This is a genomic window from Pseudoalteromonas sp. HM-SA03 (assembly GCF_002289345.1).
Classification (GTDB): Bacteria; Pseudomonadota; Gammaproteobacteria; order Enterobacterales; family Alteromonadaceae; genus Pseudoalteromonas.
On the sequence record NZ_NSDG01000082.1, the window covers coordinates 94,751 to 120,367 of the forward strand.

Here is a 25,617-nt window from a genome sequence, read left to right on the forward strand (position 1 = left end):
TTTTATTAGGTGATAGAAATAATGGCTGAAAAAGTAAAAATACCTATTGACCTTAACATGGGTTGAGGTTTTAACCTGTCTCCATCAACTTTAGGAGTCAGTCATGGAATTAGAAGCGAATATCAATCAATATCTTAGCAGCTTATCGTTACAGCACTTTGCTGGGGTTGAGCTGGTCACCGAGTTACAACAAAAACACCTTTCTCGCTACGCCTTCTCAAGTATTAATGCCATGTATGGTGAGCGTCTGTTACTTGACCCATCACCACTATTTAGCCGTTTAGTGACCAACAAACAAGGTGGCTATTGCTTTGAGCATAACAAGGTGGCATTTTTAGCGCTGCAACAGCTTGGTTTTACGGTAAGGCCGGTTCTTGCGAGAGTAATGCTAAATGGTAGCCTCTCTAATCCTCGTTCTCACCGGATGACATTGCTTAATTTGGATGGTGAGCAGTATTTGGTTGATGTGGGGTTTGGAGTGAAGTCTCCTCGTGTACCGATTAATATCAATCAAGCCTTAACTATCCAAGGGCGTCAGACTTATCAGGTACAAAAAACAGCAGACACAGTCAAAGTGACTTTGTTAGAGGAGGGAGAAGCACCGCTCACCCTATATCATGTCGACCTTGCTGAAGTGTTCGAATCCGATTGTGAAGTGGCACACTTTTATTCCCATCAACATCCTGAAGCGGCGTTTGTGAACAACTTAGTGGTTTCTCGAATTACTGATTGTCATCGTTATTTACTGCGTAATCAGAGTTATTTTGAGTGGCATGAATGTGATGGCAGTGTTACCGAAACTACAGTTGAGAGCTTTGCTCAGCTGGAGCAGTTGGTAAAAGAGACATTTTTGCTTGAAACGCCAAAAGCAGTTTTAAAAAGCGTATACGATACAGTCCTCACTCGTGCCGCAAATAAACCAGTCGAGCGTTAATTCGACTGGTTTTATGTGAATTAGTTTACGGTATTACCACCTTCTAGCTTAGTCTTCCAACCTAGAAACCACAAAATAGGGGTTAAGGTACTCGGCTTTTTGATTGTAGCGCAGAGGCTCGCCATTCACTTGGCTGACCTTTGCCCCAGCGATACTCGCCACTGCGTGTCCGGCCCCGGTATCCCACTCTGAAGTTGGGCCAAGGCGAGGGTAAACATCGGCTTTACTTTCTGCCACTAAGCATAACTTAAGTGAACTGCCTTTAGGTACCATGTCGACTTGCTCGAAGCGGGTAAGGTACTCAGCTAAATCTGGTGAAGGGTGTGAGCGCGAGCCAACCACCTTAATTAAACCCTGATTGGGCTTGGTGGTGACTTTGAGCTCTATGCGAGCTTCACCCGTTTGCTTGAACGCGCCAATACTTTTTTCTGCAAGGTAGCTTTCATTAAGTGCTGGAGCATGAACAACACCAAGAATGGGGTCACCGTTATTGATAAGTGCAATATTTACCGTAAATTCACCATTTTTCTTGATGAATTCTTTGGTGCCATCAATGGGGTCAACCAGCCAATACTCTTGCCATTGTTGGCGCTCTTGCCAATCTATTCCTGCGCTTTCTTCGCTTAATATCGGCATTTCGGGAGTGAGGGTTTTAAGGCCTGCAACAATAATTTTATGTGCAGCGAGATCTGCCTCAGTGACGGGACTTTCATCTTCTTTATATTCAACATTAAAGTCCTTGGCATAAATCTCCATAATCGCTTCACCAGCGCGAATACTCAGATTTAATACTTCTTCCAGCAGATCCGTATGATTCATGACTTACCCTATTAAATTTTTTGACAGTAGATAGTGTATTAGCTGCTGGACAGATTCTTCCAGCGACTGCTCGGAAGTATTTAAACATATTTCTGGGCTAATTGGGGGCTCATACGCCGAATCTATGCCAGTAAAATGTTTTATTTCTCCTGCGCGCGCTTTTTTATACAAACCTTTAGGGTCTCGTTGCTCGCAAACTGCAAGCGGCGTATCTAGGTATACTTCAATAAACTCGCCGCTTGCGACTAAGTTACGCACCATGTCTCGTTCAGCTTGAAAAGGAGAGATAAAAGCGGTGAGTACCATTAGCCCCGCATCGACCATAAGTTTGCTGAGTTCACCCACTCGACGAATGTTTTCGACGCGGTCCTCATCGCTGAACCCTAGGTCTTTACATAACCCATGCCTGACATTATCTCCATCAAGGAGATAGGTATGTATGCCTTTTCCTTGCAATGCATGCTCAAGTGCATTGGCCACGGTGCTTTTACCTGAGCCTGAAAAGCCTGTAAACCAAAGCACGCAAGGCTTATGACCTTTTAATTCACTACGTTTTGTTTTATCTACGGCATAGTTATGCCAAACAATATTTTCGTCCATACTTTGCTCTATTAAAATGGAAAGACAGATGGAATAACAGTCAGTACCGTCGCTGAATAAATCAATGACAAGGGCAGTCCCATGGTGACGTAATCACGAATTCGATAGTTGCCTGCGCTATACACCATGAGGTTAGTTTGATAGCCAAAAGGTGAGATAAAGCTTGCGGATGCGCCAAAGGCTACTGCCATTACAAATGGCAGTGGATTTACATCAAAGCCACTTGCCAGTGCATAAGCTACAGGGAATGAAAGTGCTGCCGCGGCATTGTTAGTGATGAGTTCGGTAAATATCACAGTCATCACAAAAATGGCGATAAATGCGCCGTAAGGACCAAAATCCCCTAACAACCACAATAAGCTCGAGGAAATCTCTGCTGCCAGTCCGGTTTCAATCATTAACTTAGCCAGCCCTATCGCACTGCCAACAATAGCGACAAGCTCAATAGGAAAGCGACGTTTCATCTCTGGGACTTTGATTGTACCGAGCACGACAAGTGCGGCGAGTAACACAATTAACCCTTTTACCAGCGGTACAACCCCAAAGATGCTAAGGCCAACCACTGTCGCAAAACTCGCAAGTACCGTGTTGGACTTATTGCGAGATAGATGTGTTTGTAAATCTAGGCCAGAAATATACACAAATTCGCGTTTGAGATTGGGGAGTGCATAAAAATCGCTGCTTGGGGCTAGTATTAAAGAGTCACCCGCTTGTAATTCGACCTGACCAATTCCACCTTGTAGGCGATCATGACCACGGCGTATCGCAATAATAGCGGCATGGAACTGCTCCCTAAAGCGGATCTCTCTAATGGTTTTTCCAAGAAAGCGCGAAGACTGACTGACGACCACTTCCACCAAGTGCTCAACGTCTTTCTCGTGTTTATCATGGACTATCTTTAATCCATCGAAACGCTGTAACAGTGGCACTGAGTTGATGTCGCCCACAAATAGCAGAACATCACCAGCAAGAATTTCTTGTTGTGGCGTAACGGCGCAGATCCGTCGTTCACCGCGAATGATTTCAGCAAGAAATAAGTCTTTGAGGTCGCGCAGGCCGTTTTCTTCAACCGTGCGACCAACTAGCTTAGAGCTTGGCTCAACTTTTCCTTCTAAATAGAACGGCACGACCTCATCATTATTTTTGCCGTTGTCGGGCAAATATTTGAGCATAATCGTGATGGTCAATAAACCAACACTCAGGACGGCGAGACCAACTAAGGTAAAGTCAAAAAAGCCCAGCGGCGCCATCCCAGCCTCTACGGCAAAGCCATTAACAATAAGATTGGTAGAAGTACCTATCAGCGTTAACGTACCACCTAAAATAGCGGTATAAGAAAGCGGTAATAGTAGCTTAGAAGGCGCGTGTGTTTTGCTCTCTTTAACGGTAGTGATCAGCGAAGCAACCACCGCTGTGTTATTGGTAAAAGAAGACAAAAAGGCAGTAGATAAACCCAGTTTAATTACCGCTTTTGCGAGACTACCTTGTGCCATTGAGTGGGCGAGTTTTTTGACTAAGGTTGTTTTTTCAATCGCAATAGAAACCAAGATAAGTAGCACAAGCGTGATTAAAGACGGATTCGCATAATTCACCAACATTGATTCAAGATCGATGAGGCCAGTCAAATAACTGGTGGCGATTGCGCCTGTGAATAGCCATGCAGCGTTAATGCGTGTGGCAAAAAGACACACGACTAACGCTAGCATAATGCCTGTTAAAATGACTTGTTCCATAATGACGTCATACCTCGACTAACAGGCTAAATTGCATTATTTTAGCTTCGAAATATCAAGCGCTTGCCAATGAGGGAAGTGCTTGCGAACTAATGCATTAAACTCAATCTCAAATTCACTAAACTGACTTGAGGACGTTGCTGTTGCTGCTTCAACCGTTTCCACCATACCCGCACCTATGGTTAGGTTTGATAGGCGATCAATTAAGATAAACGAGCCAGTTTCACGATTATTTAAATACTCATCCGCAACGACATTTTCTGTCAGCTCGATGGTCACGATAGCAATTTCATTCAATGACAATGAATCGGCTTGACCGTGCTCAAGTGTATTCACATCGATAGTGTGCTCGATATTTTTCACGATTGCCGCGGTTTTCTTGCTACCCAATTTAAGGTTATAACTTTTACCCAATTGTAGTGGTGTTTCGTGCATCCATACCAGCTTAGCAGTGATCTGATTCGTCACCTGAGCAGTCGACTCTGCAGGCACAATCACATCGCCACGACTCACATCGACTTCATCTGCTAGGGTGATAGTGAATGCTTGTCCGGTTTCCACTTGGGTTAGATTGCCATCAAAAGTCACGAGTTCTTTAATGGTTGAAGTCTTACCTGATGGCAATACTTTAACCGCTTGGCCAACGCTTAAACTACCAGAAGTTAATGTGCCTTGGAAACCACGAAAATCTAGGTTAGGACGTACTACATATTGCACTGGGAAGCGCGCTTCAAAACCATGATTAGGCTCTGCTGCTGGAGAATCTTCCAGCAGTTCCAGCAATGGTTTGTCTTGATAATAAGGCGTGTTTTCTGAGCGGTTTACAACATTGTCGCCTTTAAGTGCTGACATTGGCACAAAGCGAATATCTCGTACATTCAGTTGCTCAGCAAACTTCAAGTAGTCGGCCTTTATGCGCTCAAATACGGCCTCATCAAAGTCAACAATATCCATCTTGTTTATCGCGACAACGAACTGTCTGATACCCAGTGAATCACAGATAAAGCTATGGCGTTTAGTCTGAACTTGTACACCATAACGGGCATCGACAAGGATAATCGCCAAATCGCTGGTCGAAGCACCTGTAACCATATTACGTGTGTATTGCTCGTGTCCTGGTGTATCGGCAATAATAAATTTACGCTTCGCAGTTGAGAAATAGCGGTAAGCCACATCAATGGTAATCCCTTGCTCACGCTCTGCCTGTAAGCCATCAACAAGTAACGCTAAATCTAGATCTTCACCCGCATTGCCGACTTTTTCATTGTCTTTGTGTAGCGCAGCTAATTGATCTTCATAGATTTGATGGCTATCGTGTAGCAAACGGCCGATCAGCGTTGATTTACCATCATCTACGCTACCGCAGGTCATCATGCGCAACAAGCTCTTGTCTTGCTGACGCGCTAAGTAGGTTTCAATGCCTAATTCTTTCACTTCATTTGCTGTTGACATTAGAAATACCCCTCGCGCTTTTTCTTCTCCATTGATCCTGATGAATCATGATCAATCACTCGTCCTTCACGTTCTGATGACGTAGATAACAACATTTCTTCGATAATTCCAGTGAGCGTATCGGCCTCTGATTCAACTGCTCCCGTTAGTGGGTAACAGCCAAGCGTTCTGAAGCGTACTGATTTCATTTCTGGCACTTCACCTTCGGCAAGTGGCATGCGGTCGTCATCGACCATAATTAACGTCCCGTTACGCTCAACAACCGGTCTTGGCTTCGAGAGGTAAAGTGGCACTATCTCAATACCTTCTTGGTAGATATATTGCCAAATATCGAGCTCTGTCCAGTTTGATAATGGGAAAACTCGAATGCTTTCACCAGGGTTCACTTGACCGTTATACGTATTCCATAACTCCGGACGTTGGTTTTTAGGATCCCAGCGGTGGTGTTTATCTCTAAATGAATAGACTCGTTCTTTTGCGCGAGACTTTTCTTCATCACGGCGCGCACCACCAAAGGCCGCATCAAAGCCATATTGATCTAGCGCTTGTTTCAGGCCTTGCGTTTTCATGATATCGGTATGCTTAGATGAACCATGAACAAATGGACTGATGTTCATCTCAAGTCCTTCTGGATTTTTGTGCACAAGCAGTTCAAATCCATACTCTTTTGCTAATCTATCGCGAAATTCGATCATTTCTCTAAACTTCCAATTGGTATCAACATGGAGTAGAGGAAAAGGGATCTTCGCAGGGTAGAAAGCCTTACGAGCAAGGTGAAGCAGTACCGACGAGTCTTTACCAATCGAATACAGCATTACCGGGTTTTCAAACTCTGCGGCAACCTCTCGGATGATCTTTATGCTCTCAGCTTCGAGTTGCTGGAGATGGGTTAAAGCCATGATTAATGTCCTACTTATAAATTTAACTATCTTGTACTTTAATTACGCGACTTGCGTAATGGGTTGAGCAAAGCTACTGATTTGATTGTTTTTATTAAACCAAGCTAATTGCTCATGTAATGCTGCTACTTCACCAATAATCAATAGTGCTGGCGACTGAATATCATGCGCAGTAATAGTCTCTGCAAGTTGACCTAATTGTGTTCTTACGACACGCTGAGATTTGCGCGTGCCATTCTCAACAATGGCTACAGGTGTATTCGGCGAGCGACCGTGAGCGAGTAATTGTGCCTGAATATGCGGCGATTTTATCACTCCCATGTATACAGCAAGCGTTTGATTCGCCTTAGCCAAGCCTTCCCAGTCGAGTTCTTGTCCATCTTGCTTGCAATGCCCAGTCACAAATTGAATAGCTTGAGCATAGTCTCTATGAGTTAATGGAATACCAGCGTACGCGCTACACCCTGCAGCAGCAGTAATGCCAGGAACAATTTGATATTTCACGTTATTTTCTGCTAATACTTGTACTTCTTCGCCACCGCGACCGTAAATAAATGGGTCGCCGCCTTTTATCCTACAAACCTTTTTACCTTGTTTGGCTAAATCAACCAAAATCTCATTGGTGTGTTCTTGTTTAACACTATGATTACCGGCTTTTTTACCCACGCAGATTAAATCAGCGTCACGACGTACAAGATCCATGATTTCGTCAGATACCAGATAATCATACACTACCACATCGGCTTGTTGCATTAGTTGTAATGCCTTAAGTGTCAGTAGCTCAGGGTCGCCAGGACCCGCACCGACGACATAAACCTCGCCTTCAGGGGAGGGAGTGCTTTCTAGCATGGCTTCAAGTTGAATTTGCGCATTTTCATTGTTACCAGCTTGTACTTCACTTACCACATTTGAATCAAAGACGGATTCCCAAAACTGACGGCGGTCAGCAAAGTGTTTAAAACGTGCTTTCACTTTATGTCTGAATTGACCAACAAGCGTTGCCAGCGGACCAATATGCTGTGGAATAAGGGTTTCTAACTTCTCTCGTAATCGTCTTGCAAGGACGGGCGCAGTTCCTGCACTGGATATGGCAATCGTTATAGGGTTTCTATCCACGATTGAAGGAAAAATAAAATTACACTTTGGTTGGTCGTCGACGACGTTGACGAAAAGGTTACGAGCTTCAGCAAGCTTTGCCACCTCTGCATTTACTATTTCAATATTCGTTGCCGCAACGACTAACATGGCCTTGTCTAGGTCTGATGCGTCAAACGGCTTATGCCGAAGTACAACGCTTGAGTCTGCTGCTAGTGATAAAAGCTCAGGGCAAAACTCAGGTGAAACCAAAGTGACTGCTGCATTGACTTTTAGAAAGGCGCGACACTTTCTCAGCGCAACCTCACCACCACCTACAATTAATACAGGTTTATTTTCTAGTCTGGTAAAAATTGGCAAGTATTGCACGATAACCTCTGCTGAACATCACGACGGTTGATATCAATATTAATTGATATCGGTAATAGAGCGCAGCATATAGAGTTGCAAATGTGGGAAAAAATAATTTAAACCGACTCTATATAGCTAAAAGTTATAAAGAAAGCGGTTAAATCTCACTTTCTTTTTATTTCATATAGTTAGCCAGTATTTTACCGTGATTTTATGATTATAGTGTTTGGTTATGAGATATTCATTTTATGAACAATAGAAGAAACAGCGTCCGAGAGGTAATTGTATGCGGACATTTGTCCTATTGTTGGTCCTGCTGTATGCATTTAACTAGGCTTATTACATAGAGTGAAAAGGAACACGGTAATGACTTTACAATCTGATGCTCGGTTGTCGCTGAGTTTAATGGATTTGACCTCTTTGAAAGAGGACGATACGCCGGCAAGTATTCTCGCGTTATTGAATAGCATTAACCCTGATATTGGACTACCAGCGGCTATTTGTGTGTATCCGCAGTTTGTGACGTTAGTAAAAGAAGAGTTGGAAAAGCGTGAGTGGCCGCAGATAAAAGTGGCAACGGTGACCAACTTCCCATCTGGAAAACAAAAGCTCCAGCAGGTCGTTGCACAAACTCATTCAGCAATCGCAGATGGTGCCGACGAAATTGATCTTGTGCTTCCTTATCAGCAGCTGATGGCGGGTGACCCAGATACACCTTGGCAATATGTGCATTCAAGCAAGCTTGCTTGTCAAGGTAAAGCAAAGCTCAAGGTCATCATCGAAAGTGGCGTATTGGCTAAGCCAAAGCTCATTGCGGAAGCCGCGCAGCTTGCCATAATGGCGGGCGCGGACTTTGTTAAAACAAGTACAGGAAAGGTTGCTGTCAATGCTACACCTGAAGCGGCTGAAGTTATCCTTAAGACAATCAAAAGCAGCGGTAAATCGGTTGGATTTAAAGCGGCCGGTGGAGTAAAGTCAGTGGTTGAAGCGCAGCGATATTTACGATTGGCTGAAGAAATTATGGGGGCCGAGTGGCTCAATGCCAAGAATTTTAGATTCGGTGCTTCAAGCTTATTGAGTGATGTAGCAGTGGTTGTGAATGGACAGAGCGAGTGAAGCAGAAAAAATAAAACTTGAGCATGACGCGGCTAAACTGTTTTTACGCAGTTATGAAAAGCAGTTTGCAGTGCATATGCGCCATATTTGGCACAATGAGCCCAATAAACCAGACGTCAGTTGTTATCAAGGAAAAATACAGCTTGATATAGAAATATCCCATTTTTATGCCAGTGAGAAAGAAGCGATGGCTGTGCTTGGGCGTCAGCTGTCTCTCTCCACGCAAAGAGAGCTGGCAGCAATGAGTCAAGCCGCTGACTCCGATCAACTGAGTATCGGCTTACAGCGGCTGCTCAATCAAAAAGCCAAAAAACATTATGATTCACAACGTGTTTGGTTGTTAATTCGAAATGCCAGCCCCATTTATCATCTTGACGATTTTAAGCGCTTAAAAGCCACTTGGGAGATCCCTGATTGTCATCCATTTGAGCAAGTTTGGGTGCTTTGTGATTTTTATCACGGAGATTTATTGCGTCTTTTCTGAAGACGTCGCAAAACTAAGTTTAGATTAAATGTTACTTTGCATATCTTTTACACTTGTTTTCGTTTGCTTCGTCAGTATAATGGGCATCCACTTTGCAGGGGCGTAGTTCCAATTGGTAGAACAGCGGTCTCCAAAACCGATGGTTGCGGGTTCGAGTCCTGCCGCCCCTGCCAATTCAGCAACAAGTCCACATTTAAAATAACGTGACCCAAAACCACTTAAGTCGCTTATTTGTAAATTTGGATTGAATGGATTTACCCTGTTCTATGCAGGGTTGTTGTGTCTGTATTTAAGGTAAAATTGATTATGAGCACTAATGTTGAAAACTCGTCAAGCTCGATGGACACGGTAAAGTGGCTAGCTGCTATTGCACTTCTAACTGGTGCCGTAGTTGGTAATTATCTATATGCCGATTTATCTGTTTTAGTACGCGCTGTTGGCGTAGTTGCAGCTATCGCTGCGGCTTTGGGCATTTTGGTAACGACTGAAAAAGGCCGTACCTTTATCGCTTTTGCTAAAGAATCACGTATTGAAGTACGTAAGGTTATCTGGCCAACGCGTCAGGAAGCGACTCACACTACTTTCATCGTGATCATTGCAACGGTGATTATGGCATTAATCCTATGGGGATTAGATGGTATACTTTTCCGTGCAGTAGGCTTTTTAACTGGATTGGAGATCTGATCCCATGTCGGATGAGAACAAAGAAAAGAAATTACGTTGGTACGTGATCCAAGCGTTTTCAGGTTTTGAAAAACGCGTAGCACAAACCATTATCGAGCATATTAAAATCGAAGGGTTAGAAGACCTATTCGGTGAGATCCTTGTGCCGACTGAAGAAGTGGTTGAAATGCGTGCAGGTCAGAAACGTAAATCTGAGCGTAAATTCTTCCCTGGCTACGTATTAGTTCAAATGGTGATGGATGATGCCTCTTGGCACTTGGTGAATAGTACACCGCGTGTAATGGGCTTTGTTGGTGGTACGTCAGACCGTCCTGCACCAATCAGTCAAAAAGAAGCGGATCGTATTCTTAACCGTCTGCAAGAAAATGCTGAAGCACCGAAACCTGCTACTTTATTTGAGCCGGGTGAAGTGGTTCGTGTTACAGATGGTCCATTTGCTGATTTCAACGGTGTGGTTGAAGAAGTGGATTACGAAAAGAGTCGCCTGAAAGTATCGGTACTTATTTTCGGTCGTTCAACGCCTGTAGACCTAGAATTTGGTCAGGTTGAGAAAGACAAATAAATTCTAACTTGAAAAAGTTGTCAAAGGCCGCTGATTAATCTATAATCAGCGGCCTTTTTGTTGTACGCAAAAATATGCGGCAAAAAGACTGAATTTTTTAACTGGGAAGCCGTTTGAGTACGCGTCCTCGCGCGCACGAGGCAAAGACCCACAATTGAGGTATTATCATGGCTAAGAAAGTTGAAGCTCTAATCAAGCTACAAGTTGCTGCTGGTATGGCTAACCCTAGTCCTCCAGTAGGTCCTGCACTAGGTCAACACGGTGTAAACATCATGGAATTCTGTAAAGCGTTCAACGCACGTACAGAGTCTATCGAAAAAGGCGCACCTGTTCCTGTTGTTATTTCTGTTTACAGTGACCGTTCTTTCACTTTTGAAATGAAGACTCCACCTGCGGCATACCTTCTTAAGAAGGCTGCTGGTATCAAGTCTGGTTCTGGTCGTCCTAACACTGAAAAAGTTGGTACAGTTACTCGTGCTCAACTTGAAGAGATCGTTGAGACGAAACGTCCAGATCTTACTGCTGCTGATATGGACGCAGCTGTACGCACGATTGCAGGTTCTGCACGTGCAATGGGCTTGAACGTAGAGGAGTAATTGAGAATGGCTAAATTAACTAAGCGTATGCGTACTATCCGCGAGAAAGTGGATGCGACTAAAGAGTACGAAATCAACGAAGCTGTTGCTCTTCTAAAAGAACTTGCTACTGCTAAGTTCGTTGAAAGTGTTGACGTTGCTGTAAACCTAGGTATCGATGCTCGTAAATCTGACCAAAACGTACGTGGTGCAACTGTACTACCTCACGGTACTGGTCGTGATGTACGCGTAGCGGTATTCACTCAAGGTGCAAATGCTGAAGCTGCTAAAGAAGCTGGTGCTGATTTAGTAGGTATGGAAGACCTTGCAGAGCAAGTTAAGAAAGGCGAAATGAACTTTGACGTTGTTGTTGCTTCTCCAGATGCAATGCGCGTTGTTGGTCAACTAGGTCAAATCCTAGGTCCACGTGGTCTTATGCCTAACCCTAAGACAGGTACTGTAACGCCTAACGTTGCAGAAGCTGTTAAGAACGCTAAAGCTGGTCAGGTTCGTTACCGTAACGATAAGAACGGTATCATCCACACTACTATCGGTAAAGTAGACTTTGATGCTAACCAACTTCAAGAAAACCTTGAAGCGCTAATCATCGCGCTTAAGAAGGCTAAGCCTTCTACTGCAAAAGGTACTTTTGTGAAGAAAGTAAGCATCTCTACTACGATGGGTGCTGGTGTTGCTTTAGACCAAGCTACTCTAAATACTCAAGTAGTATAATTTAGAGTTTAGCGTTTACATGGCGTAAAAATTAGACTATAATTTTGCGCCATTTTGTAGAGAAGTGTGCTTCTTTACAAAGCAAAGAATTCGGGTTGAAGCGCATAATTTCGAAAATTGTTTCCATCATGGTCTACAATGAATCGATAAATTGCGCTTCCGTCCAAGACCGTAGGTGGCTTCGGCCTTAATCGTCCTACGTAGACGGTGTGAATCCCAGCTAGATTTTCCTAATCTTCTGGCTCTCGCCGTAAAAAGCATCTCTGCTAAATTTGTTAGCAGGGTAGAGTAGAACTGAAAAACATGTTTGTTTTTCTATAAACCAGGAGTAACACCCATGGCTTTAAATCTTCAAGACAAAAAAGCAATTGTTGCTGAAGTCAACGAAGCTGCCAAAGGTGCTCTTTCAGCAGTTGTTGCTGATTCTCGTGGTGTAACAGTAGGTGCAATCACTGCTCTTCGTAAAGAAGCTCGTGAAGCTGGTGTATGGATGAAAGTTGTTCGTAACACCCTAGCTAGACGTGCGGTTGAAGGCACTGATTACGAATGCCTTAATGAATCACTAGTTGGTCCAAGCCTAATCGCTTTCTCTTCAGAGCACCCTGGTGCTGCTGCGCGTATCTTTGCAGATTTCGCGAAAAAGAACGAAGCATTTGAGCTTAAAACTGCTGCATTCGAAGGCAAAATCGTTGATGTAGATATGCTTGCTAAGCTACCTACTTACGACGAAGCTGTTGCACGCTTAATGAGCGCTATGAAAGAAGCGTCTGCTGGCAAATTGTGTAAAACAATTGAAGCGGTACGTGTACAGAAAGCTGAGCAAGCTGCTTAATTTAAGCAACGCTCCTTTCTTTAATAAATTTTTTGAACCGCATGGGTTCGTAAATAATTAGGAAATTTGAAATGTCTGTAACTAAAGACCAAATCCTTGACGCTATTGCTGAAATGTCAGTAATGGAAGTTGTTGAACTAGTTGAAGCTATGGAAGAGAAGTTCGGTGTAACTGCAGCTGCTGCTGTTGTTGCTGCTGGTCCTGCTGAAGCTGCTGAAGAAAAAACTGAGTTCGACGTAATCCTAGCTGCTGCTGGCGGTAACAAAGTTGCTGCAATCAAAGCGGTACGTGGCGCAACAGGTCTAGGCCTTAAAGAAGCTAAAGCGCTAGTTGAGTCTGCTCCTGCACCTATCAAAGAAGGTGTATCTAAGGAAGAAGCTGAAGCGCTTAAGAAAGATCTTGAAGAAGCTGGTGCTGAAGTTGAGATCAAGTAATCTAGCTCCCGCTAGGTTCGCTGCCTGAGAAATCAGGCAAGGGCTGGTGATTATTTAATCACCGGCCCTTTTGCGCTATAGAGATATGCATTTCTATCGTGCATAAATCTTCGAATTTCACTGTAATTTTCAATAACTTAGAAGTTTTGTTGAAAATCGCAATGGCATTTGAAGTAACACTGAGTTGATGACATTAACGATTTGAATATAGCCTGAATGGAGCTCATTTAAACCGTTAGTTAAGCAAGTTAGTGTGACAATTTAGATGTTGTTATCATGGCTTAGATGCCAGTGAAGTCTGTTCAATTTTGGACAGGTTGGGTCAAAGATCAGCAAGCTGAGGAACCCCATGGCTTACTCTTATTCTGAAAAGAAACGTATCCGTAAGGATTTTGGTAAACGTCCACAGGTTTTGGACATACCTTTCCTACTGCAAATGCAGTTGGAATCGTTCGATAAGTTCATTGCGCCTGATGCCGATGGCGATACTGGATTGGAAGCTGCTTTCCGTTCTGTATTCCCTATCAAGAGCTACTCGGGCAACTCTGAACTTCAATACGTCAGTTATCGTATTGGCGAGCCAGTATTTGACGTTAAAGAATGTCAAATTCGCGGTGTGACATATTCTGCTCCACTTCGCGTTAAACTACGTCTTGTGCTAATGGACAAAGATGCACCTGGCACAGTCAAAGACATAAAAGAGCAAGAAGTTTACATGGGCGAAATCCCGCTCATGACAGACACCGGTACTTTTGTAATCAATGGTACTGAGCGTGTTATCGTTTCTCAGCTACACCGTTCACCTGGTGTATTCTTTGATAACGACCGTGGTAAATCACACTCATCTGGTAAAGTGTTGTATAACGCACGTGTGATCCCTTACCGTGGTTCATGGCTTGATTTTGAATTCGACGTTAAAGATAACCTTTACGTTCGTATTGACCGTCGCCGTAAACTACCAGCATCTATCATCTTACGTGCACTAGAGTTCACTTCAGACGAAATCTTGGCACTATTCTTTGAAACCACAAGTTTCGAAGTAAAAGATGGCAAAGTGTTGATGGAACTTGTGCCTTCACGCCTACGTGGTGAAACCGCTGCATTTGATATTAAAGATGCAAACGGTGACGTATTGGTTGAGAAAGGCCGTCGTATTACTGCACGCCACATTAAGAGCATCGAAAAGCAAGGCATCGACACTCTTGAAGTACCGCATGAGTACATCATCGGTCGCGTTGTTGCTAAAAACTATATCGACGAATCAACAGGCGAAGTGATTGCAGAAGCGAACACTGAACTATCACTAGAGCTTATGGCTGAATTGGTGAAGGCGGGTCACTCAAAGATCGATACGCTTTACATCAACGAAGTAGACAGCGGTGCGTACATGTCAGAGACATTACGTGTTGATTCTACTAACAATCGCCTAGAAGCATTGGTAGAAATCTATCGCATGATGCGCCCTGGTGAGCCACCAACAAAAGAAGCTGCAGAAGCGTTATTTGATAACCTATTCTTCTCTGAAGAGCGCTACGACCTTTCAACCGTTGGTCGTATGAAGTTCAATAGCCGTGTTGGTTATGATTCAGACGAAGGTGACGGCACGCTATCTAAAGAAGATATCGTGAGCGTGATGAAGGTATTGATCGACATCCGTAACGGTAAAGGCGATGTTGATGACATTGACCACTTAGGTAACCGTCGTATCCGTTCTGTAGGTGAAATGGCTGAAAACCAATTCCGTGTAGGTCTTGTACGTGTTGAGCGTGCAGTACGTGAGCGTCTAAGTCTTGGTGACCTAGATAACGTTATGCCACAGGATTTGATCAACGCTAAGCCAATCTCTGCAGCAGTAAAAGAATTCTTTGGTTCTTCACAGCTTTCACAGTTTATGGACCAGAACAACCCGCTTTCAGAAGTAACGCACAAGCGTCGTATTTCTGCATTAGGTCCGGGTGGTCTAACTCGTGAGCGTGCTGGCTTCGAAGTACGTGACGTACACGTAACGCACTACGGTCGTGTTTGTCCTATCGAAACGCCTGAAGGTCCAAACATCGGTCTAATCAACTCGCTATCTACTTACGCGCGTACAAACGACTATGGTTTCTTAGAGACTCCATACCGCAAAGTAGTAGACGGTATCGTTACTGACGATGTTGATTACCTATCAGCAATTGAAGAAGGTCAGTTCGTTATCGCACAGGCGAATACAACGCTAACTGATGATAACCAATTTGCTGAAGAATTGATTCCATGTCGTTTTAAAGGTGAATCAACCTTTATGCCAAGCGACAGCATTCAGTATATGGACGTATCTCCACAGCAGGTAATCTCTGTGGCTGCAGCGCTTATCCCATTCCTAGAACACGATGACGCGAACCGCGCATTGATGGGATCGAACATGCAACGTCAAGCTGTACCTACACTACGTGCTGATAAGCCGCTAGTTGGTACTGGTATTGAGCGTACACTAGCGAAAGACTCTGGTGTAACAATCGTTGCTAAGCGTGGCGGTATCGTTAAGTATGCTGATGCAAGCCGTATTGTTGTTAACGTTAATGAAGATGAGCGCATCCAAGGTGAAGCGGGCATCGACATCTATAACTTAACTAAGTACACACGTTCAAACCAAAACACTTGTATCAACCAGAAACCAACTTGTATGGTTGGTGAGCCGGTGGTACGTGGTGACGTGCTTGCTGATGGTCCCTCAACAGACCTAGGTGATTTAGCACTTGGTCAGAACCTACGTGTAGCGTTCATGCCTTGGAATGGTTACAACTTCGAGGATTCAATCCTACTTTCAGAGAATGTTGTAAAAGAAGATCGTCTAACGACTATCCACATTCAAGAGCTTCAGTGTATTGCTCGTGATACTAAGCTTGGTCCAGAAGAAATCACTGCGGATATTCCAAACGTAGGTGAGTCTGCACTAGGTAAGCTTGACGAATCAGGCGTTGTATATATCGGTGCTGAAGTGAAAGGCGGCGACATCCTTGTAGGTAAAGTAACGCCTAAAGGTGAAACGCAGCTAACACCTGAAGAAAAGCTACTACGTGCTATCTTCGGTGAAAAAGCGTCTGACGTTAAAGACAGCTCACTACGTGTACCAAACTCTGTATCTGGTACGGTTATCGACGTACAAGTGTTTACGCGTGACGGTGTTGAAAAAGACAAACGTGCACTAGAAGTTGAAGATATGCAGCTTCGCGAAGCGAAGAAAGACTTCAACGAAGAGTTCAGAATCCTTGAAGGCGGTATCCTGACTCACGCTCGTAACCTACTGATTAAATCAGGTATGAGTGAAGAGCAGCTTGCTGGCTTTAACACTGAGAAGTTACTAACGCAAAGTCTTGCTGATGAAGAGCATCAAGCAGAGCTTGAGCAACTAGCTGCACAGTATGACGAGCTTAAAGCTGACTACGATAAGCGTTTCGAGAACAAGCGTCGTAAGATCACTCAAGGTGATGACCTAGCGCCTGGCGTACTTAAGATTGTTAAAGTATACCTAGCTGTTAAACGTCGTATCCAACCTGGTGATAAGATGGCGGGTCGTCACGGTAACAAGGGTGTAATATCAACTATCGTTCCTGTTGAAGACATGCCTTACGATGATAAAGGTCGTACTGTAGATATCGTACTTAACCCGCTGGGTGTACCATCTCGTATGAACATCGGTCAGATCCTAGAAACTCACATGGGTCTAGCTGCTCGTGGTATCGGTGAACGTCTTGAAGAAATGATGAAAGAGCAACGTGAAATTCACGAGCTACGCGAATTCATCAAGAAAGCTTACGAAATCGGTGACTGCCGTCAGAAAGTAGATATTGCTAACTTCTCTGATGATGAAATCCGTCGCTTGGCAGATAACCTTAAAGGTGGTCTTCCAATCGCAACACCAGCATTTGATGGTGCACGTGAAGCTGAAATCAAAGACATGCTAGAGCTTGGTGGTTATCCAAGAAGTGGTCAGGTAACGTTATATGATGGTCGTACTGGTGATGCATTTGAGCGTCAAGTAACAGTAGGCTACATGTACATGCTGAAACTGAACCACCTTGTTGATGACAAGATGCACGCGCGTTCAACAGGTTCTTACAGCCTAGTTACTCAGCAGCCGCTGGGTGGTAAGGCACAGTTCGGTGGTCAGCGTTTCGGTGAGATGGAAGTATGGGCACTAGAAGCATACGGTGCTGCCTACACGCTACAAGAAATGTTGACAGTGAAGTCGGATGACGTTAACGGTCGTACTAAGATGTATAAGAACATCGTAGACGGTAACCACAAGATGGAACCGGGTATGCCTGAGTCGTTCAACGTACTGTTGAAAGAAATCCGCTCGCTAGGTATCAACATCGAGTTGGAAGAAATTTAATCCGACCGCCGCAGTGCGCTGCGGCGTTGCATAACTGCAACCGGACTGAAAAGAATGTAGGGGCAAGCATGGCTTNGCCCTCAAGATTAACCTCCGACAGGAGAGCTAAGGTGAAAGACTTACTTAAGTTTCTGAAGCAACAAAATAAGACCGAAGAATTCGATGCAATTCGCATTGGTCTAGCTTCGCCAGACATGGTGCGTTCATGGTCTTACGGTGAAGTAAAGAAACCTGAGACAATCAACTACCGTACTTTCAAGCCTGAGCGTGATGGCTTATTCTGTGCCCGTATCTTCGGCCCAGTAAAAGATTACGAGTGTTTGTGTGGTAAATACAAGCGCTTGAAGCACCGTGGTGTTATCTGTGAAAAGTGTGGCGTTGAAGTAACGCTAACAAAAGTACGTCGTGACCGTATGGGTCACATCGAGCTGGCTAGCCCAGTTGCGCATATTTGGTTCTTGAAATCACTTCCGTCACGTATCGGCCTAATGCTAGATATGACGCTTCGTGATATCGAGCGCGTACTTTATTTCGAATCATTCGTGGTAACTGAGCCAGGTATGACTACGCTTGAGCGCGGTCAACTACTAGGTGAAGAAGAATACCTAGATGCACTTGAAGAGCACGGTGATGAGTTTGAAGCGAAGATGGGTGCAGAAGCTGTACTTGATCTACTTCGTGACCTAGACCTTGGTCAGTTAATCGCTGAAATGCGTGAAGAGTTGCCAACAATCAACTCTGAAACTAAGCGTAAGAAAATCACTAAGCGTCTTAAACTAATGGAAGCGTTCCACCAATCAGGTAACAACCCTGAGTGGATGGTAATGAGCGTGCTACCGGTTCTTCCACCAGATCTACGTCCTCTAGTACCACTAGATGGCGGTCGTTTTGCGACTTCAGATCTGAACGATCTTTACCGTCGTGTGATCAACCGTAACAACCGTTTGAAGCGTCTTCTAGACCTAGCTGCACCAGACATCATCGTACGTAACGAAAAGCGTATGCTTCAAGAAGCGGTTGATGCGCTACTTGATAATGGTCGTCGTGGCCGTGCAATTACGGGTTCTAACAAGCGTCCACTGAAGTCGCTTGCTGACATGATCAAAGGTAAGCAAGGTCGTTTCCGTCAAAACCTTCTAGGTAAGCGTGTTGACTACTCAGGCCGTTCTGTTATCACCGTTGGTCCTACGCTGAAACTACATCAGTGTGGTCTACCTAAGAAGATGGCACTTGAGCTATTCAAGCCATTTATCTACGGTAAACTAGAGCGCCGTGGTATGGCGACAACCATCAAAGCTGCGAAGAAGATGGTTGAGCGTGAAGTACCTGAAGTTTGGGACGTACTAGACGAAGTTATCCGTGAGCACCCGGTTTTACTTAACCGTGCGCCAACACTTCACCGTCTAGGTATCCAAGCATTCGAACCTGTACTTATTGAAGGTAAAGCGATTCACCTGCACCCGCTAGTGTGTGCGGCGTATAACGCTGACTTCGATGGTGACCAAATGGCTGTTCACGTACCACTGACGCTTGAAGCGCAGTTGGAAGCGCGTGCATTGATGATGTCTACCAACAACATCCTAGCGCCAGCTAACGGTGAACCAATCATCGTTCCTTCACAGGACGTTGTACTAGGTCTTTACTACATGACTCGCGATCGCATCAACGGTAAAGGTGAAGGCACTGTATTTAAAGATGCTAAAGAAGCTGAAAAAGCATACCGTGTAGGTGCAGCTGAGCTTCACGCTCGTGTTAAAGTACGTATCACAGAAGTGACTATCGACGAAGAAACACGTGAGCGCGGCACGTTAACTCACCTAGTAGATACGACAGTAGGTCGTGCAATCCTTTCATTGAATATCCCTGAAGGCTTGCCGTTTGAACTGATCAACAAACCACTAGGTAAGAAACAAATTTCTGGTCTTCTTAACGAGTGTTACCGTCGTCTAGGTCTTAAAGATACTGTTATCTTTGCTGACCAAGTGATGTATACCGGTTTCCACTACGCGATGAAGTCAGGTGTTTCTATCGGTATCAATGACATGGTAATCCCACCAACTAAAGGTGAGATCATCGATCGTGCGGAAGCTGAAGTTGCAGAAATCAACCAACAGTTCCAATCAGGTCTTGTAACTGCCGGTGAGAAATACAACAAAGTTATCGATATCTGGTCACGTGTAAACGAAAACCTTTCTCGTGAGATGATGGCTAACCTTTCAAAAGAAACGGTCATCAACGCTGAAGGCAACGAAGAAGAGCAACCGTCATTTAACTCAGTGTTTATGATGGCAGACTCTGGCGCTCGTGGTAGTGCTGCTCAGATCCGTCAGCTAGCGGGTATGCGTGGTCTAATGGCACGTCCAGATGGTTCAATCATCGAAACGCCAATTACAGCGAACTTCCGTGAAGGTCTAAACGTACTACAGTACTTTATCTCGACGCACGGTGCGCGTAAGGGTCTAGCGGATACGGCACTTAAGACAGCGAACTCGGGTTACCTAACTCGTCGTCTAGTAGACGTAGCACAGGATTTGGTTATCAATGAATCAGACTGTGGTACCGAAGAAGGTCTAGTAATGAAGCCGCTAATTGAAGGTGGTGACGTTGTAGAGCCGCTTCGTGAGCGTGTACTAGGTCGTGTTGTTGCTGAAGACGTGGTTAAGCCAGGTACAACAGAAGTACTGGTTGAACGTAACGTAATGATTGACGAAAAACTGTGTGACCTTCTAGAAGAGCACTCAGTGGACGAAGTTAAAGTACGTTCTGTAATCACCTGTCAAAACGACTTTGGTGTGTGTGCACACTGTTATGGTCGTGACTTGGCACGTGGCCACATCATCAACCCTGGTGAAGCAGTTGGTGTAATCGCGGCACAGTCAATCGGTGAGCCGGGTACACAGCTTACGATGCGTACATTCCACATCGGTGGTGCGGCATCACGAGCTTCTGCAGAGAACAGTGTTCAAGTTAAGAACAATGGTAATCTGAAACTTCACAATGCGAAGTTTGTAATCAATGCTGATGGCAAAATCGTTATCACGTCTCGTTCAACTGAGATCACGATAATCGATGAGCACGGTCGTGAGAAAGAGCGTTATAAAGTTCCTTACGGTGCAGTATTAACTGTACAAGATGGTGCTGACGTTAAAGGTAACGATATCGTTGCTACTTGGGACCCGCATAGTCACCCAATCATCATTGAACATGAGTCAAAAGTATCGTTCAGCGATATCGATGATTCAAACACTGAAGCACAGACTGATGAATTAACTGGTCTAACACGTGTGGTTGTTAAGGATCTTGCGAAAGTAAACGCGAAAGAGCCAAAACTAATCATTGAGAACGAAGAACGTGGTCTTCAAGAGATCCGTCTACCTTCATTCACAACGATTGAAATCACAGATGGTGCAACAGTACTACCTGGTTCGGTACTGGCTCGTATTCCACAAGAAGGTTCGAAGACTCGTGACATCACGGGTGGTCTACCTCGAGTTGCTGACCTATTCGAAGCGCGTAAGCCAAAAGATCCTGCAATCCTTGCAGAAATCACAGGTACCGTTAGCTTCGGTAAAGAGACTAAAGGTAAGAAACGTCTTGTGATCACACCGGAAGAGGGTGATGCATACGAAGAGATGATCCCGAAATGGCGTCAGCTTAACGTGTTCGAAGGTGAGCAAGTGGCTAAAGGTGAAGTAATCGCCGATGGTCCAGAGTCTCCGCACGACATCCTACGTCTACGTGGTGTTACTGATGTATCTAACTACATCACTAACGAAGTACAAGAAGTATACCGCCTACAGGGCGTAAAGATTAACGATAAGCACATTGAGACTATCGTTCGTCAGATGCTTCGTAAGTGTATCATCCTTGATGGTGGTGACAGTGAGTTCCTAGTAGGCGAGCAAGCTGAAGTTGCACGTGTAAACATCGCTAACCGTGAACTAGAAATGCAAGGTAAGATCCCAGCTAAGTTTGAAATCCAACTAATGGGTATTACTAAAGCGTCACTTGCGACTGAATCGTTTATTTCTGCGGCATCGTTCCAGGAAACAACACGTGTTCTAACCGAAGCTGCGGTTAACGGTAAGAGCGATGAGCTACGTGGTCTGAAAGAAAACGTAATCGTGGGTCGTTTGATCCCTGCGGGTACAGGTTTCGCGTACCATGAAGAGCGCATCAACCGTCGTAAGCAAGGTGAAGCAGCTGTTGAAGAGCAAACAGTAAGTGCTGAAGAGGCAACTCAAGCGCTAACAGACGCACTAAACGCTGATTTACTAGGTGGCAACGAGTAATCCTCGCCATTTAGCGAATTAATTGAAAAACCGCTGTGTGAATACAGCGGTTTTTTTATGTCTTTTCAACTCGCAGGTCGAATTGCCATCAAAGCGTCACATCAATATGTATACTGCAACAAAGGTTTTTCAATGCAATCGCTAACTTTTGTTAACTTTCAATAGCTTCGCAGACAAAACCATCCGAATTGCATGCATTTACTTAGCGCTGATGACGACTTTTGGTTGACAGGTTAAACTTTGGTCATTAAAATTCGGCCACCCATTTTAGTCGTTCAAGAAAATTGGATTTGACCTAAATGGTAAGATTTTATTTTTCAGTAGTAATTTATTAATTCAGGAGCTATTTAATGGCAACTATTAACCAGCTAGTGCGTAAGCCACGTCGTAGCAAGGTTACAAAGAGCAACTCAGCTGCTCTTAAAGCTTGTCCACAAAAGCGTGGTGTATGTACTCGTGTATATACAACAACACCTAAGAAACCAAACTCTGCATTACGTAAAGTAGCGCGTGTACGTTTAACTAACGGTTTCGAAGTAACTTCATACATTGGTGGTGAAGGTCACAACCTACAAGAGCACAGTGTAATCCTAATCCGTGGTGGTCGTGTTAAAGACTTACCAGGTGTGCGTTTCCACACTGTTCGTGGTGCACTTGACTGTGCAGGCGTAAACGACCGTAGACAGGCTCGTTCTAAGTACGGTGCAAAACGTCCTAAGGGCTAATGGTTCTCCGTTAGTAAGGCCAAGCACTTAAGTTTTAAATTTTTATATATTGTTTTGGGAATCCGTGTTTAGCACGGACCTGAAGATACCGGAGAAAGAAAATGCCTAGAAGACGCGTAATAGGTCAACGTAAAATTCTTCCAGATCCGAAGTTCGGATCAGAGCTTCTTGCTAAATTCGTTAACGTAGTAATGCTTGACGGCAAGAAATCTACTGCTGAAAAAATCGTATATGGTGCGCTAGACGTGGCTGCTGAAAAATCAGGCAAGTCGCACCTAGAAATCTTTGAATCTGCACTTGATAACGTTCGCCCACAGGTAGAGGTTAAATCTCGCCGTGTTGGTGGTTCAACGTACCAAGTACCAGTTGAAGTACGTCCAGTGCGTCGTAACGCACTAGGTATGCGTTGGTTGGTTGAAGCTGCACGTAAGCGTGGCGAGAAATCAATGGGTCTTCGTCTTGCTCAAGAGATGATCGACGCTGCTGAAAACAAAGGCACTGCGGTTAAGAAACGTGAAGACGTTCACCGTATGGCTGAAGCGAACAAAGCATTCGCTCACTACCGTTGGTAATCTGCTAACACCCTTTAAGAGGATATTATGGCACGGACAACTCCGATTGAGCGTTACCGTAACATCGGTATATGCGCTCACGTAGATGCGGGTAAGACAACTACAACCGAACGTGTACTTTTCTATACTGGTCTTTCTCATAAGATTGGTGAAGTACACGACGGCGCCGCAACTATGGACTGGATGGAGCAGGAGCAAGAGCGTGGTATCACGATCACTTCTGCTGCAACAACGTGTTTCTGGAAAGGAATGGATGCTCAGTTTGATGAGCATCGTGTAAACATCATCGATACTCCAGGACACGTAGATTTTACTATCGAAGTAGAGCGCTCATTGCGCGTACTTGATGGTGCTGTTGTTGTGTTATGTGCTTCATCAGGTGTGCAACCGCAAACTGAGACCGTTTGGCGTCAGGCAAACAAATACGAAGTACCACGTATGATTTTCGTCAATAAGATGGATCGTACGGGGGCAAACTTCTTGTCTGTTGTTGAACAAGTTAAAAAGCGTCTCGGTGCTACACCTGTGCCTATTCAGCTACCAATTGGTGCTGAAGATGAATTTAAAGGTGTTATTGACCTTATCAAGATGAAAGCGATTAACTGGAATGAAGAAGACCAGGGGATGACTTTCAACTATGAAGAGGTCCCTGCAGATCTTCTTGAGCTTGCTGAAGAATGGCGTTCTCATCTAATTGAGAGCGCTGCAGAAGCTTCTGAAGAGCTAATGGAAAAATATCTTGAAGATGGTGAGTTGAGCGAAGAAGAGATTAAATCAGCCCTTCGCCAACGCACATTGGCCAATGAAATTGTGCCAATGACGACAGGTAGTGCATTCAAGAATAAAGGTGTTCAGGCTGTGCTTGACGCTGTGATTGAATTCATGCCTTCGCCTACTGAAGTAAAAGCTATCCAAGGTGTCTTAGAAGACGAAACCGAAGATACGCGTGAAGCTGACGATAATGCACCGTTTGCGGCGCTTGCATTTAAGATCGCAACCGATCCATTCGTTGGCACACTTACTTTCTTCCGAGTTTACTCTGGTAAAGTTAGCCAGGGTGATTCGGTACTAAATCCTGTTAAAGGTAAAAAAGAGCGTTTTGGACGTATTGTTCAAATGCACTCAAATTCGCGTGAAGAGATTAAAGAAGTTCATGCGGGTGACATCGCGGCTGCTATCGGTCTAAAAGATGTAACTACTGGTGATACACTTTGTGCTCAAGAAGCGCCAATTACGTTAGAACGTATGGAGTTCCCTGAGCCTGTAATCTCAGTCGCAGTAGAACCTAAAACAGTAGCTGACCAAGAAAAAATGGGCGTTGCGCTTGGTAAACTTGCAGCAGAAGATCCTTCATTTCGTGTAGAAACGGATGAAGAATCAGGTCAGACGATTATCTCTGGTATGGGTGAACTTCACTTAGATATCATTGTCGATCGTATGAAGCGTGAGTTTAACGTTGTGTGTAACGTTGGTAAGCCTCAGGTTGCATACCGCGAAACTATCCGAGCTTCTGTTGAAGCTGAAGGTAAGTTTGTGCGTCAATCTGGTGGTCGTGGTCAATATGGTCACGTTTGGTTGAAGCTAGAACCAATGGATGTCTCTGATGATGATGCGCCAATATACGAATTCGTTAACGAAATCGTAGGAGGTACAGTACCAAAAGAGTATATCCCAGCGGTTGATAAAGGTATTCAAGAGCAGATGAAGCAAGGTGTGCTTGCTGGTTATCCGCTATTGGGTGTTAAAGCTACCCTGTTTGATGGCTCGTTCCACGATGTTGACTCAAACGAGATGGCGTTTAAGATCGCAGGTTCGATGGGCTTTAGAAAGGGCGCGCTAGAAGCAAGTCCGGTTCTACTTGAGCCTGTCATGAAAGTAGAAGTAATCACCCCTGAAGAAAACATGGGTGATGTAGTAGGCGACTTAAACCGTCGTCGTGGCATAATTGAAGGCATGGAAGAAGCATTTGGTGGCTCGAAGCAAATTAATGCTCAGGTACCGCTTTCTGAAATGTTTGGTTATGCAACAGATTTACGCTCTGCTACACAAGGGCGCGCATCATACTCTATGGAATTCCTAAAGTATGCTGAAGCGGCTAAAAACGTAGCTGATGCAATAATTGCAGCTCGCGCTGTTAAGTAATTTTAGTTCGGTCCGGTCTTAGGGCTGGACTTTAATTTCTTTATAGGAAATTTGAAAATGGCAAAAGAAAAGTTTGAACGCGTAAAACCGCACGTAAACGTAGGTACTATCGGCCACGTTGACCACGGTAAAACAACACTAACTGCAGCAATCACTAACGTACTTGCAAAAGTATACGGTGGTGAAGCAAAAGACTTCGCATCAATCGA

Annotated in this window: 21 protein-coding genes and 1 tRNA gene; 16 read left to right on the top strand and 6 right to left on the bottom strand. The window is 44.4% G+C overall.

What is annotated here, in order from left to right; all coding sequences use genetic code 11:
* Positions 1-103 precede the first annotated feature (103 nt).
* Entirely contained in the window at positions 104-934 is an 831-nt protein-coding gene (locus CKO50_RS16545; RefSeq protein WP_095729051.1) for an arylamine N-acetyltransferase, read from the top strand.
* A 48-nt stretch (positions 935-982) separates the two neighbouring features.
* Here the strand turns inward: CKO50_RS16545 and cysQ are convergent, their stop codons facing one another.
* The 6 genes from cysQ to cysG are packed head-to-tail and all read right to left on the bottom strand — an operon-like array spanning position 983 to position 7,901.
* The gene (gene cysQ, locus CKO50_RS16550; protein ID WP_095729052.1) at positions 983-1,753 is read right to left on the bottom strand and encodes a 3'(2'),5'-bisphosphate nucleotidase CysQ; all 771 of its coding nucleotides are present in this window, start codon (positions 1,751-1,753) and stop codon (positions 983-985) included.
* A gap of 3 nt (positions 1,754-1,756) precedes the next feature.
* Positions 1,757-2,353 carry an adenylyl-sulfate kinase gene (gene cysC, locus CKO50_RS16555; protein ID WP_095729053.1) on the bottom strand — a complete coding sequence of 199 codons (597 nt, stop codon included), beginning with the start codon at positions 2,351-2,353 and terminating at the stop codon, positions 1,757-1,759.
* A gap of 11 nt (positions 2,354-2,364) precedes the next feature.
* Positions 2,365-4,089 carry an SLC13 family permease gene (locus CKO50_RS16560; RefSeq protein ID WP_176474690.1) on the bottom strand — a complete coding sequence of 575 codons (1,725 nt, stop codon included), beginning with the start codon at positions 4,087-4,089 and terminating at the stop codon, positions 2,365-2,367.
* A gap of 33 nt (positions 4,090-4,122) precedes the next feature.
* Positions 4,123-5,538 carry a sulfate adenylyltransferase subunit CysN gene (gene cysN, locus CKO50_RS16565; protein ID WP_095729055.1) on the bottom strand — a complete coding sequence of 472 codons (1,416 nt, stop codon included), beginning with the start codon at positions 5,536-5,538 and terminating at the stop codon, positions 4,123-4,125.
* The gene (gene cysD, locus CKO50_RS16570) at positions 5,538-6,437 is read right to left on the bottom strand and encodes a sulfate adenylyltransferase subunit CysD (protein WP_010376235.1); all 900 of its coding nucleotides are present in this window, start codon (positions 6,435-6,437) and stop codon (positions 5,538-5,540) included. Before cysD ends, cysN begins: the two co-directional genes overlap by 1 nt.
* A gap of 42 nt (positions 6,438-6,479) precedes the next feature.
* Positions 6,480-7,901, bottom strand: a complete 1,422-nt coding sequence (gene cysG, locus CKO50_RS16575; RefSeq protein WP_095729056.1) for a siroheme synthase CysG — start codon at positions 7,899-7,901, stop codon at positions 6,480-6,482.
* Between the two features lie 348 nt (positions 7,902-8,249).
* Here cysG and deoC point away from each other — a divergent pair, with 348 nt between their 5' ends.
* The 15 genes from deoC to CKO50_RS16650 all read left to right on the top strand — a co-directional run.
* Positions 8,250-8,999 (top strand): deoxyribose-phosphate aldolase, encoded by a 750-nt coding sequence (gene deoC / locus CKO50_RS16580; RefSeq protein WP_095729057.1) that lies wholly within the window; start codon positions 8,250-8,252, stop codon positions 8,997-8,999.
* Entirely contained in the window at positions 8,983-9,483 is a 501-nt protein-coding gene (locus CKO50_RS16585) for a hypothetical protein (protein WP_095729058.1), read from the top strand. Before deoC ends, CKO50_RS16585 begins: the two co-directional genes overlap by 17 nt.
* Positions 9,484-9,579: 96 nt before the next feature.
* Positions 9,580-9,656 (top strand) — tRNA-Trp (locus tag CKO50_RS16590).
* 133 nt (positions 9,657-9,789) lie between these two features.
* On the top strand, positions 9,790-10,167 hold the full coding sequence (gene secE, locus CKO50_RS16595; protein WP_010376231.1) for a preprotein translocase subunit SecE: 378 nt from the start codon (positions 9,790-9,792) through the stop codon (positions 10,165-10,167).
* Between the two features lie 4 nt (positions 10,168-10,171).
* A complete protein-coding gene (gene nusG, locus CKO50_RS16600) occupies positions 10,172-10,729 on the top strand; it encodes a transcription termination/antitermination protein NusG (protein WP_010376230.1) in 558 nt (185 codons plus the stop codon).
* A gap of 167 nt (positions 10,730-10,896) precedes the next feature.
* The gene (gene rplK, locus CKO50_RS16605) at positions 10,897-11,325 is read left to right on the top strand and encodes a 50S ribosomal protein L11 (protein ID WP_010376229.1); all 429 of its coding nucleotides are present in this window, start codon (positions 10,897-10,899) and stop codon (positions 11,323-11,325) included.
* 6 nt (positions 11,326-11,331) lie between these two features.
* Positions 11,332-12,036, top strand: a complete 705-nt coding sequence (rplA, locus tag CKO50_RS16610; RefSeq protein WP_010376228.1) for a 50S ribosomal protein L1 — start codon at positions 11,332-11,334, stop codon at positions 12,034-12,036.
* A gap of 337 nt (positions 12,037-12,373) precedes the next feature.
* The gene (gene rplJ, locus CKO50_RS16615; protein WP_010376227.1) at positions 12,374-12,868 is read left to right on the top strand and encodes a 50S ribosomal protein L10; all 495 of its coding nucleotides are present in this window, start codon (positions 12,374-12,376) and stop codon (positions 12,866-12,868) included.
* A 71-nt stretch (positions 12,869-12,939) separates the two neighbouring features.
* Positions 12,940-13,302 carry a 50S ribosomal protein L7/L12 gene (gene rplL, locus CKO50_RS16620; protein ID WP_070982798.1) on the top strand — a complete coding sequence of 121 codons (363 nt, stop codon included), beginning with the start codon at positions 12,940-12,942 and terminating at the stop codon, positions 13,300-13,302.
* A 349-nt stretch (positions 13,303-13,651) separates the two neighbouring features.
* Positions 13,652-17,677, top strand: a complete 4,026-nt coding sequence (gene rpoB / locus CKO50_RS16625) for a DNA-directed RNA polymerase subunit beta (RefSeq protein ID WP_095729059.1) — start codon at positions 13,652-13,654, stop codon at positions 17,675-17,677.
* 110 nt (positions 17,678-17,787) lie between these two features.
* Positions 17,788-21,969, top strand: a complete 4,182-nt coding sequence (gene rpoC, locus CKO50_RS16630; protein ID WP_039494556.1) for a DNA-directed RNA polymerase subunit beta' — start codon at positions 17,788-17,790, stop codon at positions 21,967-21,969.
* Between the two features lie 350 nt (positions 21,970-22,319).
* Entirely contained in the window at positions 22,320-22,694 is a 375-nt protein-coding gene (gene rpsL, locus CKO50_RS16635; RefSeq protein WP_010367657.1) for a 30S ribosomal protein S12, read from the top strand.
* A gap of 101 nt (positions 22,695-22,795) precedes the next feature.
* Positions 22,796-23,266, top strand: a complete 471-nt coding sequence (rpsG, locus tag CKO50_RS16640; RefSeq protein ID WP_010376219.1) for a 30S ribosomal protein S7 — start codon at positions 22,796-22,798, stop codon at positions 23,264-23,266.
* A 27-nt stretch (positions 23,267-23,293) separates the two neighbouring features.
* Complete coding sequence (gene fusA, locus CKO50_RS16645; RefSeq protein WP_095729060.1) at positions 23,294-25,408, top strand: elongation factor G; 2,115 nt, start codon at positions 23,294-23,296, stop codon at positions 25,406-25,408.
* Between the two features lie 57 nt (positions 25,409-25,465).
* Positions 25,466-25,617, top strand: a 152-nt coding sequence (locus CKO50_RS16650) for a GTP-binding protein (protein ID WP_255228785.1), incomplete at its 3' end; no start/stop codon positions are given.